At 56.9% G+C, this 15,612-nt stretch carries 17 protein-coding genes; all 17 read right to left on the reverse strand.

The features are described 5' to 3' along the window. Nucleotides 1-27: 27 nt before the first annotated feature. Nucleotides 28-1,407, reverse strand: a complete 1,380-nt coding sequence (gene atpD, locus PSJE_RS19555; RefSeq protein WP_008002330.1) for a F0F1 ATP synthase subunit beta — start codon at nucleotides 1,405-1,407, stop codon at nucleotides 28-30. 27 nt (nucleotides 1,408-1,434) lie between these two features. Then, nucleotides 1,435-2,295 carry a F0F1 ATP synthase subunit gamma gene (gene atpG / locus PSJE_RS19560; protein WP_008045673.1) on the reverse strand — a complete coding sequence of 287 codons (861 nt, stop codon included), beginning with the start codon at nucleotides 2,293-2,295 and terminating at the stop codon, nucleotides 1,435-1,437. 50 nt (nucleotides 2,296-2,345) lie between these two features. Next, nucleotides 2,346-3,890 carry a F0F1 ATP synthase subunit alpha gene (atpA, locus tag PSJE_RS19565; RefSeq protein ID WP_030132553.1) on the reverse strand — a complete coding sequence of 515 codons (1,545 nt, stop codon included), beginning with the start codon at nucleotides 3,888-3,890 and terminating at the stop codon, nucleotides 2,346-2,348. Nucleotides 3,891-3,911: 21 nt separating this feature from the next. Next, complete coding sequence (locus tag PSJE_RS19570; protein ID WP_008045680.1) at nucleotides 3,912-4,448, reverse strand: F0F1 ATP synthase subunit delta; 537 nt, start codon at nucleotides 4,446-4,448, stop codon at nucleotides 3,912-3,914. A 12-nt stretch (nucleotides 4,449-4,460) separates the two neighbouring features. Beyond that, on the reverse strand, nucleotides 4,461-4,931 hold the full coding sequence (locus PSJE_RS19575) for a F0F1 ATP synthase subunit B (protein WP_008045681.1): 471 nt from the start codon (nucleotides 4,929-4,931) through the stop codon (nucleotides 4,461-4,463). Nucleotides 4,932-4,989: 58 nt separating this feature from the next. Continuing rightward, nucleotides 4,990-5,247 carry a F0F1 ATP synthase subunit C gene (gene atpE, locus PSJE_RS19580; RefSeq protein ID WP_003097235.1) on the reverse strand — a complete coding sequence of 86 codons (258 nt, stop codon included), beginning with the start codon at nucleotides 5,245-5,247 and terminating at the stop codon, nucleotides 4,990-4,992. A gap of 133 nt (nucleotides 5,248-5,380) precedes the next feature. Next, the gene (gene atpB / locus PSJE_RS19585) at nucleotides 5,381-6,250 is read right to left on the reverse strand and encodes a F0F1 ATP synthase subunit A (protein ID WP_090452265.1); all 870 of its coding nucleotides are present in this window, start codon (nucleotides 6,248-6,250) and stop codon (nucleotides 5,381-5,383) included. Between the two features lie 16 nt (nucleotides 6,251-6,266). Continuing rightward, on the reverse strand, nucleotides 6,267-6,674 hold the full coding sequence (locus PSJE_RS19590) for a F0F1 ATP synthase subunit I (protein ID WP_057712661.1): 408 nt from the start codon (nucleotides 6,672-6,674) through the stop codon (nucleotides 6,267-6,269). 148 nt (nucleotides 6,675-6,822) lie between these two features. Then, nucleotides 6,823-7,695 (reverse strand): ParB/RepB/Spo0J family partition protein, encoded by an 873-nt coding sequence (locus PSJE_RS19595; RefSeq protein ID WP_057712660.1) that lies wholly within the window; start codon nucleotides 7,693-7,695, stop codon nucleotides 6,823-6,825. 9 nt (nucleotides 7,696-7,704) lie between these two features. Next, on the reverse strand, nucleotides 7,705-8,502 hold the full coding sequence (locus PSJE_RS19600) for a ParA family protein (RefSeq protein WP_046038783.1): 798 nt from the start codon (nucleotides 8,500-8,502) through the stop codon (nucleotides 7,705-7,707). Between the two features lie 18 nt (nucleotides 8,503-8,520). Further along, complete coding sequence (gene rsmG, locus PSJE_RS19605) at nucleotides 8,521-9,165, reverse strand: 16S rRNA (guanine(527)-N(7))-methyltransferase RsmG (protein ID WP_090452267.1); 645 nt, start codon at nucleotides 9,163-9,165, stop codon at nucleotides 8,521-8,523. Next, entirely contained in the window at nucleotides 9,162-11,060 is a 1,899-nt protein-coding gene (gene mnmG, locus PSJE_RS19610) for a tRNA uridine-5-carboxymethylaminomethyl(34) synthesis enzyme MnmG (protein ID WP_090452269.1), read from the reverse strand. Before mnmG ends, rsmG begins: the two co-directional genes overlap by 4 nt. A 549-nt stretch (nucleotides 11,061-11,609) precedes the next feature. Further along, the gene (mnmE, locus tag PSJE_RS19620; protein WP_090452271.1) at nucleotides 11,610-12,980 is read right to left on the reverse strand and encodes a tRNA uridine-5-carboxymethylaminomethyl(34) synthesis GTPase MnmE; all 1,371 of its coding nucleotides are present in this window, start codon (nucleotides 12,978-12,980) and stop codon (nucleotides 11,610-11,612) included. A gap of 79 nt (nucleotides 12,981-13,059) precedes the next feature. Beyond that, nucleotides 13,060-14,739 carry a membrane protein insertase YidC gene (gene yidC, locus PSJE_RS19625; RefSeq protein WP_057712656.1) on the reverse strand — a complete coding sequence of 560 codons (1,680 nt, stop codon included), beginning with the start codon at nucleotides 14,737-14,739 and terminating at the stop codon, nucleotides 13,060-13,062. A gap of 2 nt (nucleotides 14,740-14,741) precedes the next feature. After that, complete coding sequence (gene yidD, locus PSJE_RS19630; protein ID WP_010207715.1) at nucleotides 14,742-14,987, reverse strand: membrane protein insertion efficiency factor YidD; 246 nt, start codon at nucleotides 14,985-14,987, stop codon at nucleotides 14,742-14,744. Continuing rightward, complete coding sequence (rnpA, locus tag PSJE_RS19635; RefSeq protein ID WP_056727027.1) at nucleotides 14,980-15,381, reverse strand: ribonuclease P protein component; 402 nt, start codon at nucleotides 15,379-15,381, stop codon at nucleotides 14,980-14,982. The genes yidD and rnpA overlap by 8 nt, the downstream gene beginning before the upstream one ends. Nucleotides 15,382-15,397: 16 nt before the next feature. Further along, nucleotides 15,398-15,532, reverse strand: coding sequence for a 50S ribosomal protein L34 (rpmH, locus tag PSJE_RS19640; protein WP_003213577.1), 135 nt, complete (start codon nucleotides 15,530-15,532; stop codon nucleotides 15,398-15,400). Nucleotides 15,533-15,612 lie beyond the last annotated feature (80 nt).

Raw genomic sequence — 15,612 nt, forward strand, 5'->3', positions numbered from 1 at the left:
ATTAGCGCCCGTTGCCGGGCGCCGGGATTACAGTTTCTTGGCTTTCTCGATCGCTTCTTCGATGCCGCCAACCATGTAGAACGCTTGTTCTGGCAGGTGGTCGTAGTCACCGTTGAGGATGCCTTTGAAGCCAGCAATGGTGTCTTTCAGGGAAACGTATTTACCCGATGCACCGGTGAAGACTTCAGCCACGAAGAACGGCTGCGACAAGAAGCGCTGGATCTTACGAGCACGGTTTACCAACTGCTTGTCGGCTTCCGACAGCTCGTCCATACCCAGGATCGCAATGATGTCCTTCAGTTCTTTGTAACGCTGCAGAACGTACTGAACGCCGCGAGCGGTGTCGTAGTGGTCCTGGCCGATTACGTTCGGGTCCAGCTGGCGCGAAGTCGAGTCGAGTGGATCGACCGCTGGGTAGATACCCAGGGAAGCGATGTCACGGGACAGAACGACGGTAGCGTCCAAGTGGGCGAAGGTGGTCGCTGGCGACGGGTCGGTCAAGTCATCCGCAGGTACGTATACCGCTTGGATCGAAGTGATCGAACCTTCCTTGGTCGAAGTGATACGTTCTTGCAGAACGCCCATCTCTTCAGCCAGGGTCGGCTGGTAACCTACTGCCGAAGGCATACGGCCCAGCAGTGCGGATACTTCAGTACCGGCCAGGGTGTAACGGTAGATGTTGTCGACGAACAGCAGAACGTCGTTACCTTCGTCACGGAACTTCTCGGCCATGGTCAGGCCGGTCAGTGCTACGCGCAGACGGTTACCCGGCGGCTCGTTCATCTGACCGTAAACCAGTGCCACTTTGTCCAGAACGTTGGAGTCCTTCATCTCGTGGTAGAAGTCGTTACCCTCACGAGTACGCTCACCCACACCGGCGAACACGGAATAACCGCTGTGCTCGATGGCGATGTTACGGATCAGTTCCATCATGTTTACGGTTTTGCCTACACCGGCACCACCGAACAGACCGACTTTACCGCCTTTGGCGAACGGGCAAACCAGGTCGATAACCTTGATGCCGGTTTCCAGCAGGTCGTTGCCGCCTGCTTGTTCAGCGAACGAAGGCGCTGGACGGTGAATGCCCCAACGCTCTTCAGTGGCGATAGGGCCAGCTTCGTCGATCGGGTTGCCCAGAACGTCCATGATCCGGCCCAGAGTCGCTTTACCGACCGGTACGGAGATGGCTGCGCCAGAGTCGGTAACTTCCAGACCGCGCTTCAGGCCTTCGGTGGAACCCATCGCAATGGTACGAACCACGCCGTCGCCCAGCTGCTGCTGAACTTCCAGAGTGGTCCCGGCCGCGCTTTGTACTGTCAGCGCGTTGTAGATGCTCGGTACGCTGTCGCGTGGAAATTCCACGTCGATAACGGCGCCGATGATTTGAACGATACGTCCGCTACTCATAGCTGGATCCTCTGAATATTTGAACCGTTAAACCGCGGCAGCGCCGCCGACGATTTCCGAGATCTCTTGGGTGATCGCAGCCTGACGCGCCTTGTTGTAGACCAGCTGCAAATCGCTGATCAAATCACCGGCGTTGTCGGTAGCGTTCTTCATCGCGATCATCCGCGCAGCTTGTTCAGCCGCGTTGTTCTCGACCACCGCCTGGTAGACCTGCGACTCCACGTAACGGACCATCAAGCCGTCGAGCAGCTCCTTGGCATCCGGTTCGTAGAGATAGTCCCAGTGGTGCTTGAGGTCTTGATCCGGGGTTGCCACCAATGGAATCAACTGCTCCACGGTAGGCTGTTGCGTCATGGTGTTGATGAACTTGTTGGACACCACGGACAGGCGGTCAATACGGCCGTCCAGGTAGGCATCCAGCATCACCTTGACGCTGCCGATCAGATCATTGATCGACGGCTCTTCACCCAGGTGGCTGATAGCTGCAACGACGTTACCGCCGAAGTTGCGGAAAAAGGCCGCACCCTTGCTACCAACGACACACAGATCGATCTCGACGCCGTTTTCGCGGTTTACCGCCATGTCCTTGACCAGGGCCTTGAACAGGTTGGTGTTCAAGCCGCCGCACAGACCACGGTCACTGCTCACTACGACATAACCAACACGCTTGATTTCGCGGTCGATCATGAACGGGTGGCGGTATTCCGGGTTGGCGTTGGCCAGATGCCCAATTACCTGGCGGATACGCTCCGCATAAGGACGGCTAGCAGCCATGCGCATTTGTGCCTTGCGCATTTTGCTGACCGCCACTTTTTCCATGGCGCTGGTAATCTTTTGCGTGCTTTTGATGCTCGCAATCTTACTGCGAATCTCTTTTGCGCCTGCCATGTAACACCTATCAGGTTAGCAAGCGGGAGCCTTGCGGCTCCCGCTGCGGCTTACCAGGTTTGGGTGGCCTTGAACTTCTCGATACCGGCTTTCATGCCAGCGTCGATTTCGTCATTGAAGTCACCTTTCACGTTGATCTTCGCCATCAAATCGGCGTGATCGCGGTTGAAGAAAGCAATCAGCGCTTGCTCGAAGCTGCCGATCTTGGCGATTTCAACGTCAGTCAGGAACCCACGCTCAGCGGCATACAGCGACAGCGCCATGTCAGCGATCGACATTGGTGCGTATTGCTTCTGCTTCATCAGCTCGGTAACGCGCTGACCATGCTCAAGTTGCTTACGGGTCGCTTCGTCCAGGTCAGAAGCGAACTGGGCGAATGCCGCCAGTTCACGGTACTGAGCCAGAGCGGTACGGATACCACCGGACAGCTTCTTGATGATCTTGGTCTGAGCGGCACCACCCACACGGGATACCGAAACACCGGCGTTCACTGCAGGACGGATGCCCGAGTTGAACATGGCCGATTCCAGGAAGATCTGACCGTCGGTGATGGAAATCACGTTGGTCGGAACGAACGCGGAAACGTCGCCAGCCTGGGTTTCGATGATCGGCAGTGCGGTCAGGGAACCGGTTTTGCCGGTCACTGCACCGTTGGTGAACTTCTCTACGTATTCTTCCGAAACGCGGGATGCGCGCTCCAGCAGACGGGAGTGGAGATAGAACACGTCGCCTGGGTAAGCTTCACGGCCTGGTGGACGGCGCAGCAGCAGGGAAATCTGGCGGTAAGCCACTGCTTGCTTGGACAGATCGTCATAAACGATCAGCGCGTCTTCACCGCGGTCGCGGAAGAATTCACCCATGGTGCAACCGGAGTACGGTGCCAGGAATTGCAGCGCAGGAGATTCCGAAGCACTGGCAGCCACGATGATCGTGTTGGCCAGGGCGCCGTTTTCTTCCAGCTTGCGAACCACGTTGGCGATGGTCGATTGTTTCTGACCGATTGCTACGTAGACGCAGAAAATGCCGCTGTTCTTCTGGTTGATGATCGCGTCGATCGCCAGAGCGGTTTTACCGATCTGACGGTCACCGATGATCAGCTCACGCTGGCCACGGCCGACAGGGATCATGGCATCGACAGCCTTGTAGCCAGTCTGTACAGGCTGGTCTACCGACTTACGCCAGATCACGCCTGGAGCAACTTTCTCGACCGCGTCGGTCTCGGTGTTGCCCAGTGGACCTTTGCCGTCAACAGGGTTACCCAGTGCGTCGACTACGCGACCCAGCAGTTCCTTACCAACCGGAACTTCCAGGATGCGGCCAGTGCACTTGGCGCTCATGCCTTCAGCCAGAGACTGGTATGCGCCCAATACAACGGCACCTACGGAGTCTTGCTCCAGGTTGAGGGCCATACCGAAGACGCCGCCCGGAAACTCGATCATCTCGCCGTACATTACGTCGGCCAGACCGTGAATCCGCACGATACCGTCAGATACGCTGACGACAGTGCCTTCGTTACGGGCTTGGGAGGTCACATCGAGCTTGTCGATGCGGCCCTTGATAATTTCACTTATTTCGGAAGGATTGAGTTGCTGCATTGCTCTGCTGCCCCTTCAAACTCAAGATTTCAATGCTTCGGCAAGTTTCGCGATTTTGCCGCGAATCGAGCCATCGATAACCAGGTCGCCGGCGCGGATGACGACACCACCAATAAGGGCAGCGTCCTCCGCAACTTGCAGGCGCACTTCCCGGTTGAGTCGTGCACTGAGAACCTTGGCGAGTTTGTCTTGCTGTTCTTGGTTCAATGCGAAAGCACTGGTGACTTCAACGTCTACCGATTTCTCTTGTTCGGCCTTGTACAGGTCGAACAGAGCGGCGATCTCCGGCAACAGCGGGAGACGGTCGTTTTCGGCAACGACGTGGATGAAGTTCTGTGCCTTGGCATCAAACTTGTCGCCGCACACGTCAATAAACGTGGCGGCCTTTTCTGCGCTCGTCAGTCGCGGGGCCTTGAGCACGCGCTGCATGGTGTCGTCTTCCGACACCGCTGCAGCCAGGCCGAGCATGGCTGACCAATTGGCCAGTTGCTGGTGGGCCTGAGCGTGCTCGAAGGCCGCCTTAGCGTAAGGTCGGGCCAACGTGGTCAGTTCTGCCATGATCGCCCTCGCTTAGATTTCAGCAGCCAGTTGGTTAACCAGCTCTGCGTGCGCGTTTTGATCGATTGTGGCACCCAGGATCTTCTCGGCGCCGCCGACTGCCAGCAAGCCCACTTGGGCACGCAGCGCGTCTTTGACACTGTTCAGTTCCTGTTCGATCTCGGCCTGAGCCTGAACCTTCACACGGTCAGCGTCGACACGGGCCTTTTCAACAGCCTCTTCGACAATCTGGTTACCGCGTTTCTTGGCTTGCTCGATGATTTCAGCTGCCTGAGCTTTCGCTTCGCGCAGTTGGTGACCCGCTTTTTCTTGGGCCAACTCCAGGTCGCGAGCTGCACGGCTGGCAGCGTCCAGACCATCAGCGATCTTCTTTTGACGTTCGTGCAGTGCCGCAATGACCGGAGGCCATACGAACTTCATGCAGAACAGTACAAAAATCAGGAACGCAACGGACTGGCCAATCAGGGTCGCATTAATGTTCACGCCAACACCTCGCAGTTACGTTGTCCATCACACCAAATTACCCGGAAGATCCGAGTAATTAGCCAGCGATTTGACCAACGAACGGGTTCGCAAAGGTGAAGAACAGAGCGATACCAACACCGATCATGGTTACGGCGTCGAGCAGACCGGCAACGATGAACATTTTAACTTGCAGCATTGGAACCATTTCTGGCTGACGCGCTGCGCCTTCCAGGAACTTGCCGCCCAGCAGGCCGAAACCAATTGCGGTACCCAGTGCGCCCAGGCCGATCAACAGTGCAACAGCGATAGCGGTTAGACCAACTACAGTTTCCATCTTTCCTCCCGACTTTTACGTCGTATGGTTTAGGTTTTTTAGATTAAAGCGGTAAAACAAATCGTTTCAGATGCCCCGTAAGGAGCACCTTCCCGTTTTACCGGGAAGGACATCAGACTAGTCGAGACTGGCCTTAATGGTTTTCTTCGTGCGCCATCGACAGGTAGACGATGGTCAACATCATGAAGATGAACGCCTGCAGGGTGATGATCAGGATGTGGAACACAGCCCACGCCCACTGCAGAACAACGCCCAGGCCACTAAGCCAGAGCAGACCGCTGCCGAACATCACAGCAATCAGAATGAAGACCAGCTCGCCGGCGTACATGTTGCCGAACAGACGCAGAGCCAGGGAGATCGGCTTGGCGATCAGGGTTACGAATTCCAGCAGGAAGTTCACCGGAATCAGCAGGGCCTGAACGAAGATGTTCTTGCTGCCGAACGGGTGCAGGGTCAGCTCGCCGATGAAGCCGCCGAGGCCCTTGACCTTGATGCTGTAGAAAATGATCAGAGCGAAAACCGAGAACGCCATGCCCAAGGTCGCGTTCGGGTCGGTGGTCGACACGGCGCGGAACGGGATGTGTGCATCGCCGGAGATCCACATGGCTACTTGAGGAATCCAGTCGACCGGTACCAGGTCGACGGCGTTCATCAGGAACACCCAGACGAAGATGGTCAGTGCCAGCGGTGCAATCACCGGGCTACGGCCATGGAAGCTGTCTTTCACGCTGCCATCGACGAATTCGACCAATACTTCAACGAAGTTCTGCAAAGCACCAGGCTGACCGGAAGTCGCTTTCTTGGCCGCCATGCGGAAAAGAAGAACGAAGATCAGACCCAATGCGACCGACCAGCCGAGAGTATCGACGTGGAAAGCCCAGAAGCCCATTTCTTTGGCTTCTGCTGCGGTGTGGGCAAAGCCCCAGCCGCCGGTAGGGTGCTGACCGAAGGTCAGGTTCTGCAAGTGGTGCTGGATATAGCCCGAAGCGGTTGTTTCTGCCATGGTTGCCTCAAACGCCCTAAGGTCTCGAAAGTCTTGTTCTCATCAGCAGGGGAGCGAACCAGCTGACCGACTGAGTCAGCACGAAGGCACCGAATACTGCAATCGGCGCCAGTGGCTTCACACCTGCAAACACCAGTGCAAACAGCACTGCCGTCAAAATCAGTTTGCCTGCCTCGCCGGCATAAAAAGACCGGACGATGGACTGGGCTGCTCGGGCGCCGGAAAACCGAAATGCCCTGTGAGCGAAATAAATATTGGGTAGCAAGGCTATCAGGCCTCCGCAGAGTCCCGAGTACCCGGCAACGACTCCATATCGGTACCAGAGCGCCAAAGCGGCGATCAGCAACACGACAAATTGAGCCATTAACACCGGAAAAACTGCCAGGCGATGGAAGGGCAGGCGGTTTGGCGTGCGGGTTTCCATCACTTTTACTCCCCAATGGTCGGCTGCCGAAATTCAATAACTTGGCATAATTTGTGCCGACAAAATGCGCGCAGAGTATAGGGGCGGTTCTGCCCCTATTCAACTGTCAGGTAGTGATTTCCGACTGCGCGCTACATGAGGAAATGTTTCAGCGGATATGTGCAAGTACGCCTTGAAGCTCATCCAGTGAGTTGTAGCCAATCACCAACTGCCCTTTACCCTTCTTACCGTGGCGGATCTGCACCGCAGAGCCTAGGCGCTCGGCCAGGCGCTGTTCGAGACGGGCGATATCCGGGTCCGGTTTTGCCGCTTCCACAGGCTCCGGTTTACCACTCAACCACTGGCGAACCAGTGCCTCGGTTTGGCGCACGGTCAGCCCGCGTGCGACAACATGTCGCGCCCCTTCAACCTGTTGAATTTCCGGCAAACCGAGCAAAGCACGGGCATGACCCATTTCCAGGTCGCCGTGGGACAACATGGTCTTGATGACTTCCGGCAAGGAAATCAGGCGCAACAGGTTGGCCACGGTCACCCGGGACTTGCCCACAGCCTCGGCCACCTGTTGCTGGGTCAGCTGGAACTCCTGCTGCAACCGCTGCAGGGCCACCGCTTCTTCAATCGGGTTCAGGTCTTCGCGCTGAATGTTCTCGATCAGCGCGATGGCGATCGCGGTTTCATCGGGTACATCGCGAACCATTGCCGGGATGGTTTCCTGCCCGGCTTGCTGGCTGGCGCGCCAGCGGCGTTCGCCGGCAATGATTTCAAAGCGGCCGCTGCCGATCGGGCGAACCACGATGGGCTGCATGACGCCCTGGGCCTTGATCGATTGCGCCAGCTCTTCGAGCGCCTGCGGATCCATGTCACGACGCGGCTGGTACTTGCCGCGCTGGAGCAGATCCAGGGGGAGATGTTGCAGCTCACGCTGATCGGCTTGCGCCGCTTGTTCTTCCAGCGAGCTGACAGTCGGACCACTCAACAGAGCATCCAGTCCACGTCCGAGACCTCGTTTCTTGACGGCCATGGGGATTCCTTAAGTTGCCTGAGCAGCGGCGATGCGTGAGTTTTTGCGTTGACGACGAACCATTTCGCCCGCCAATGCCAGGTAGGCAACGGCGCCTCGCGAAGCTTTGTCGTACGCCAGCGCCGGCATGCCGTAGCTTGGCGCTTCGGCCAGACGGATATTGCGCGGAATGACGGTGTCGTAGAGCTGCTCGCCGAAGTGTTCCTTGAGCTGCGCCGAGACATCGTTCATCAGGCTCAGGCGTGGGTCGTACATCGTACGCAGCAGGCCTTCGACCTTGAGGTTCGGGTTCAGCAGTTCAGAGATACGCTTGATGTTATCCACAAGGTCGCTCAAGCCTTCGAGTGCGAAGTACTCGCACTGCATGGGGATAATGACCCCGTCAGCGGCAACCAGTGCGTTCAAGGTCAGCATCGACAGCGACGGCGGGCAGTCGATCAGGATGTAATCGTAGTTTTCCCGGATCGGCGCCAGCGCGCTGCGCAGACGGCTTTCCTTCATCTGCATTTCCAGCAGCACCACTTCGGCCGCGGTGAGATCGCGGTTGGCCGGCAACAGCTGGTAACCACCGTGTTCGGAGAAGTGCATGGCCTGGGCCAGATCACATTCTCCGATCAGCAGGTCGTAGACCGAGTTTTCCAGGCCATGTTTATCCACACCGCTACCCATGGTGGCGTTGCCCTGTGGATCAAGATCGATCAACAGCACCCGGCGCTTGGTCGCGACCAGGGATGCTGCGAGGTTGATGCAGGTGGTGGTTTTGCCCACGCCACCCTTTTGGTTCGCAATCGCGAATACCTTAGCCATTCTTGCTTGTGTTCCCAATCATGCCGTGCGGCGCAGTATCAGCAGATGGCGTTGGCCTTGGCAACCAGGTACGGCCAGGGCGTGTTCGCTATCGAGGTGGAAGTCTGCCGGCAATGCTACCAGCTCATCGGCCGGATGAACGCCCTTCATTGCCAGCCAGCGTGTTTCGCTATCGCCGAGGTGGCGCGTCCAGTTACTGAAGTTCTCCATGCTGCTGAACGCCCGGGAAATGATTCCGTTGAAGGGCTGTGCAGGCTGGAAGGCTTCGACGCGACTGTGGATAACTTGCAGGTTATCCAGTTTGAGTTCGAGTTTGACCTGGGTCAGGAAGCGGGTTTTCTTGCCGTTGCTGTCCAGGCAAGTCACTTGCGACTCTGGAAACAGGATGGCCAACGGAATGCCCGGCATACCACCGCCGCTGCCAACGTCCAGCCACCGGCCGTTTTCGACGAACGACATCACGCTCAAACTATCGAGCAAGTGGCGGGAGACCATCTCGTCCGGATCGCGTACCGCGGTCAGGTTGTAAGCCTTGTTCCATTTTATCAACAGGGACAGATAACCCAGCAGCTGCGCGTGCTGGGTTTCTGTCAGCATGACACCGAGCTGGCGAGCACCTGTGGATAACTCTTCTGCGTGTTGCGGAGTGACCAACGAACTCAAGCGCTTTGCTCCAACTGACGGCCCGCGCCGCGTTTTTTCAAATGAATCATCAACAGCGAAATGGCTGCCGGCGTAACGCCCGGTATACGCGAGGCCTGGCCCAAGGTTTCTGGACGGGTCGCGCCGAGCTTGCTCTGGATCTCCTTGGAGAGACCGGAAATATTCGTGTAATCGATATCCACAGGCAGTTTGGTGTCTTCGCTGGCGCGCAAGCGGGCGATTTCATCCTGTTGACGATCGATGTAACCGGCGTATTTGGTCTTGATTTCGACCTGTTCGGCGACCTGTGGATCGTCTGCCCCGCCACCGGTCACTTCGATCAGACCAGCGTAGTCGATTTCCGGACGGCTCAAGAGGTTGAGCAGGTTGTATTCGTGAGTCAGTGGCGTGCCGAATTTTTCGGCGATGGCATCGCCCTGTTCGGTACCCGGGCGTACCCAGGTACTTTTCAGGCGCTGCTCTTCCAGTTCGATGCTTTCGCGTTTTTTGCAGAAAGCCGCCCAGCGCACGTCATCCACCAGACCCAGTTCGCGACCTTTTTCGGTCAAACGCAGGTCGGCGTTGTCCTCGCGCAGAATCAGGCGGTACTCGGCACGGGAAGTGAACATGCGGTACGGCTCTTGGGTACCGAGGGTGATCAGGTCGTCGACCAGCACGCCGATATAGGCCTCGTCGCGACGCGGGCACCAAGCCTCTTTGCCTTGCGCACGCAGTGCAGCGTTGGTCCCGGCGAGCAAACCCTGGGCACCGGCTTCTTCGTAACCGGTTGTGCCGTTGATTTGCCCGGCGAAGAACAAGCCGCCGATGACTTTGGTCTCCAGGCTGTATTTCAAATCGCGTGGATCGAAGTAGTCGTACTCGATCGCGTAGCCCGGACGCACGATGTGCGCGTTTTCCATGCCGCGGATCGATTGCACGATCTGCAATTGCACGTCGAACGGCAAGCTTGTGGATATCCCGTTCGGATACAGCTCATGGGTGGTCAAACCTTCCGGTTCGATAAACACCTGATGGCTTTCCTTGTCGGCGAAGCGATGGATCTTGTCTTCGATCGACGGGCAATAACGCGGGCCGATCCCTTCGATCTCACCGGCAGCGGAATACATCGGCGAACGGTCGAGGTTCGCGGCAATGATTTCGTGGGTGCGCGCATTCGTGTGGGTAATCCAGCAGCTGACTTGCTTAGGATGCTGCTCTTTTGACCCCATGAACGACATCACCGGGATAGGCGTATCACCCGGTTGCTCGGACATCACCGAGAAATCCACAGACCGACCGTCGATACGTGGCGGAGTACCGGTTTTCAAACGCCCTACGCGCAATGGCAGTTCACGCAGACGGTGAGCCAGCGCGATCGATGGCGGATCACCGGCGCGACCGCCGGAAAAATTCTGCAAACCGATGTGGATAAGTCCACCGAGGAACGTACCGGTGGTCAACACCACGGAATCAGCGAAGAAACGCAGACCCATTTGGGTGACAACACCACGGACTTGTTCCTGCTCGACGATCAGATCGTCAGCGGCCTGTTGAAATATCCACAGGTTCGGCTGGTTCTCCAGGATTTCGCGGACAGCTGCCTTGTACAGAACCCGGTCTGCCTGCGCGCGGGTTGCTCGCACGGCCGGGCCTTTGCGGCTGTTCAATACGCGAAACTGGATACCGCCTTTATCGGTAGCCATGGCCATCGCGCCGCCGAGGGCGTCGATTTCCTTGACCAGGTGGCTTTTGCCGATCCCGCCAATGGCCGGATTGCAACTCATGGCACCGAGGGTTTCCACGTTATGCGTCAGCAATAGGGTTTTAACTCCCATACGTGCTGAGGCCAGTGCTGCCTCGGTACCGGCATGACCGCCGCCGATGACGATCACTTCAAAACGGGAAGGGAAATCCACCACGCACCTCGTGCCTGCTTAAGTAGGTAATTCAGGAATAGTTTGAGCTCAGGTTTTTGGACCTGGTCGACAAGTATAGGGACTTCGCCCTTCCTAAAGAACCCTTTGCACAAAATTTAACCAGCTGTGGAAAAGTCGGAGTTATAGAAATTAAAAAGAAAGAAATTTATTAAATCTTTGTTTTTATGTTTATTTCTATGCACCTGCCTTTCTGTGGATAGATTGATACAGCCCTTTATTTTCAATGTGTACAGAGATTCAAAACCCTGTGTTCATGTGCCAATGAGGCCCTTGGATAACCGGTTTAAGCCTGTGGATGAAAGGGGTGGTTATCCACAGAGGTGGTTATGTCCAGTTTTCGAGGCCTGTTATCAACTGACCTTAGCCGCGGTTATTCACAGGGCTTAATCCACAGAAAAGTGCCGTTCGCTCGAAATTCGGGTGCAGGAATTCCGCTCAAGCAGACGAAGTCCGCTCGGCACTGGGAGTTTTTTCAGAAAAGGAGAGAACAGACAGGCACGAATGGCCTGTCTGTGAGTAACAGGAGGGCTACTTACCGATACAGAAACTGGAAAAAATCCGCCCCAGCAGGTCATCGGAACTGAAAGCACCGGTGATTTCACCCAGCGACTGCTGAGCCTGGCGCAAATCCTCGGCTAACAACTCGCCAGCACCGGCCAGGGTCAATTGGGCACGGCCATGCTCGAGGGCAGCACTGGCATGACGTAGCGCCTCAAGGTGTCGCCGGCGAGCGCTGAAGCTGCTTTCGGACGTTTGTTCATAGCCCATGCAGGCCTTGAGGTGATCACGCAGCAGCTCCAGCCCGACACCACCCGACTTGGCGCTCAGGCTGATGGTGACATGGCCGTCCTGGCTGACCTCCAGCGCAATGGCTTCGCCCGTAAGATCGGCTTTGTTGCGGATCAGGGTGACTTTCGCGGGATCGGGACGGATTTCGAGAAACTCCGGCCAGAGTGCGAAAGGATCGAGGGCTTCCGGTGCAGTGGCATCAACCACCAACAGTACCCGATCGGCTTCGCCGATAGCTTTCAAGGCACGCTCGACGCCGATTTTTTCCACATGATCATCGGTATCGCGCAGACCGGCGGTATCCACGACGTGCAGCGGCATGCCATCGATGTGGATATGTTCGCGAAGCACGTCACGGGTGGTGCCGGCAATTTCGGTCACGATCGCCGCTTCACGCCCGGCCAGGGCATTGAGCAGGCTGGATTTACCGGCATTCGGACGACCGGCAATGACCACTGTCATGCCGTCACGCAGCAAGGCGCCCTGCCCGGCTTCGCGCATGACGGTGGATAACTCGTCGCGCACCTTGTCGAGCATGCTCAGGACGTGGCCATCGGCGAGGAAGTCGATTTCCTCTTCCGGAAAATCGATGGCCGCTTCGACATAGATGCGCAAGCCGATCAATTGCTCGGTGAGGTTATGCACACGTGACGAGAAAGCACCTTGCAGGGAGCGCAATGCGTTTCGCGCAGCCTGGGCAGAACTGGCTTCAATCAGGTCGGCAATGGCTTCGGCCTGGGCGAGGTCCAGTTTGTCGTTGAGGAAGGCGCGCTCACTGAATTCCCCCGGCCGGGCGAGACGGCAACCCAGTTCCAGGCAGCGCTTGAGCAACATATCCAGAACAATCGGACCGCCATGGCCTTGCAGCTCCAGCACATCTTCACCTGTGAACGAGTTCGGGCCGGGGAAATACAGGGCAATGCCCTGGTCCAGCACCTCGTCGTTTTCACTGAAAAACGGACCGTAGTGGGCAAATCGCGGCTTAAGCTCGCGACCGCTGAAGGCCTTGGCCGCAACGCTGGCCAACGGCCCGGAAATACGCACGATGCCTACACCGCCGCGACCTTGAGCGGTGGCGACAGCTGCGATGGTTTCGCGAGGAACGCTCATAAACCGGTATCCAGACAAAAGTGACAGATAGCAAAACGCCCCACTAGGGGGCGTTTTGAGTGGTTATCCACAGTGTAAATCAGGCAGCTGCTTTAGCGGCCGCTTCGATTTTACGCGTGATGTACCACTGTTGTGCGATGGACAGCACGTTGTTTACAACCCAGTACAGCACCAGACCGGCCGGGAACCACAGGAAGAAGAAGGTGAAGATGATAGGCATCAGCTTCATCACCTTGGCCTGCATCGGATCCGGAGGAGTCGGGTTCAACTGCTGCTGGATGAACATGGTTGCGCCCATGATGATCGGCAGAATGAAGAACGGATCCTTGATCGACAGGTCAGTAATCCACAGCATGAACGGCGCTTGGCGCATTTCAACGCTTTCCAGCAGAACCCAGTACAGCGAGAGGAAAACCGGCATCTGCACGAGGATTGGCAAGCAACCACCCAGCGGATTGATCTTCTCTTTCTTGTACAGTTCCATCATGGCTTGCGACATTTTCTGCCGGTCATCGCCATGTTGCTCTTTCAGCGCGGCCAGTTTCGGCGCCACTGCACGCATGCGCGCCATGGATTTGTAGCTGGCAGCCGACAGCGGGAAGAAGATCCCTTTGATCAGCATGGTCAGGAAGATGATCGACCAGCCCCAGTTACCCACAATGGCGTGGATGTGTTGCAGCAACCAGAAGATCGGTTGGGCGATGAACCACAGAATGCCGTAGTCGACCGTCAGTTCCAGACCTGGGGACAACTCTTTCAGCACAGCCTGGCTTTTCGGACCGGCGTACAGAACAGCGCTGGTCTCGGCCTTAGCACCCGGCGCAACACTCATCGATGGGCCGGTGTAGCCGATGATGTAGTTGCCTTTGCTGTCTTTACGGGTCTGGACGACGTTGTTTTCGCCCTTGGCCGGAATCCATGCGGTCACGAAGTAGTGCTGCAACCAGGCAACCCAACCGCCTGTGACGGTTTCTTTCAGCGGCGCCTTGTCCATGTCCTTCATGGACACTTTCTTGTACGGCTCGGAACTTGTCCACAGGGCGGCGCCCAGGTAAGTCGCGGTGCCGGTAGCCGTAGTCGATGAAGGATCGGCGCTGGCGTCGCGCTTCAACTGGGCGAACATCGCACCATTCCAGGGCTGGGCGCTCTGGTTGTCGACCAGGTAGGAAACGGTTACGTCATACAGGCCGCGTTTCAGGGTGAAACGCTTGATGTAGTTGACGCCGTCTTTGCTGAACTTCAGGTCTACGACCAATTGGTCCTGACCGTCAGCCAGCTGATAAATCTTCTTCTCCGAGGAATAAACCGGACGACCGGCCGGATTTGCATCCGGACCGTTGGTGCCGATCAGACCGCTTTGCGCCAGATAAGTACGTTCGCCGCCGTTATCGAACAGCTGGAACGGAATTTCCGGGTGATCCTGACGACGCGGATACAGCGGCAGGGTCAACTGGGCAACATCGCCACCTTGTGGGTCGACAGCCAGGTCCAGTACATCCGTTTTGATCTGGATGAGGTCCTTGCTCACAGCCACCGGCGTTTCGGCAGGTGCGCTGGTGTCGCTTGCAGCACGTGGAATGTCGTCACTGGCAGAAGCGTTGGAGCCAGATGCCGTATCCGGCAGGCCCGATGCAGTCGTATTGGTGGCAACATTCTGAGTCGGCAGGGCAGCCTGGCCATAGTCCTGGTTCCATTTAAGAACCATAACGTAGGACACGATTGCCAGGGCGACGATCAGGATCGTGCGTTTGATATCCATGATTACTCGGCCATCGAAGAAGAACGGGAGGTAGGGATAGGTGGAACCGGGTCATAACCACCGGGATTCCACGGATGACAGCGACCTAAACGACGAAAGGTCAGCCAGCCACCGCGAAGAAGGCCATGATTTTCGATGGCTTCTAACGCGTAGCAGGAACAACTGGGGTAGAAACGACAGTGACTGGCCATCAGGGGACTAATGGCATAGCGATAAAACTGGATCGGAACGAGTGCCAGTTTACGCATCTGGACTGTCTACCCCTACAGTTTCGGTTTTGACTGCTGGTACTGGCGAACTGCGAGCCAGTCGTTTCCAGAGTTTGCCGAAATGCTGAATCAATTCGGGGTTTTCTACGTCGCCCAAACCTTTGCGCGCGACGATAACAATGTCCCAGCCGACCAGAGAATCCTGGTTCAGGCGAAACGATTCGCGCATCAGACGTTTGAGGCGATTGCGCTCGACGGAGAGCTTTACGCTCTTTTTCCCGATTACCAACCCGAGACGGGGGTGATCAAGATCGTTGTTGCGCGCAAGGAGCAGGAGATTTTTCCCCGGAACCTTGCCGGTAGGGGAGTCAAAGACTGCCTTGAATTGCCGGGGGGTAAGCAGACGCTTTTCCCGACTGAAGTCCTGACTCACCTCCAGTGCCGGATTATCAAACTGCCAGACGCGCACGACCTTTGGCGCGACGACGCGACAGGACGGCACGACCGTTCTTGGTAGCCATGCGAGCACGGAAACCGTGGGTACGAGCGCGTTTGATAGTGCTTGGTTGGAAAGTACGTTTCATTGTCGTGTTACCTGGTTCGTCCACAACGGGCCGGAATGGCCCCCGTTTTAAGAGACCGGGGATTCTAGAGAAAGCAAGCC

Origin of the sequence: Pseudomonas jessenii (genome assembly GCF_002236115.1) — a bacterium.
GTDB lineage: Bacteria > Pseudomonadota > Gammaproteobacteria > Pseudomonadales > Pseudomonadaceae > Aquipseudomonas > Aquipseudomonas jessenii.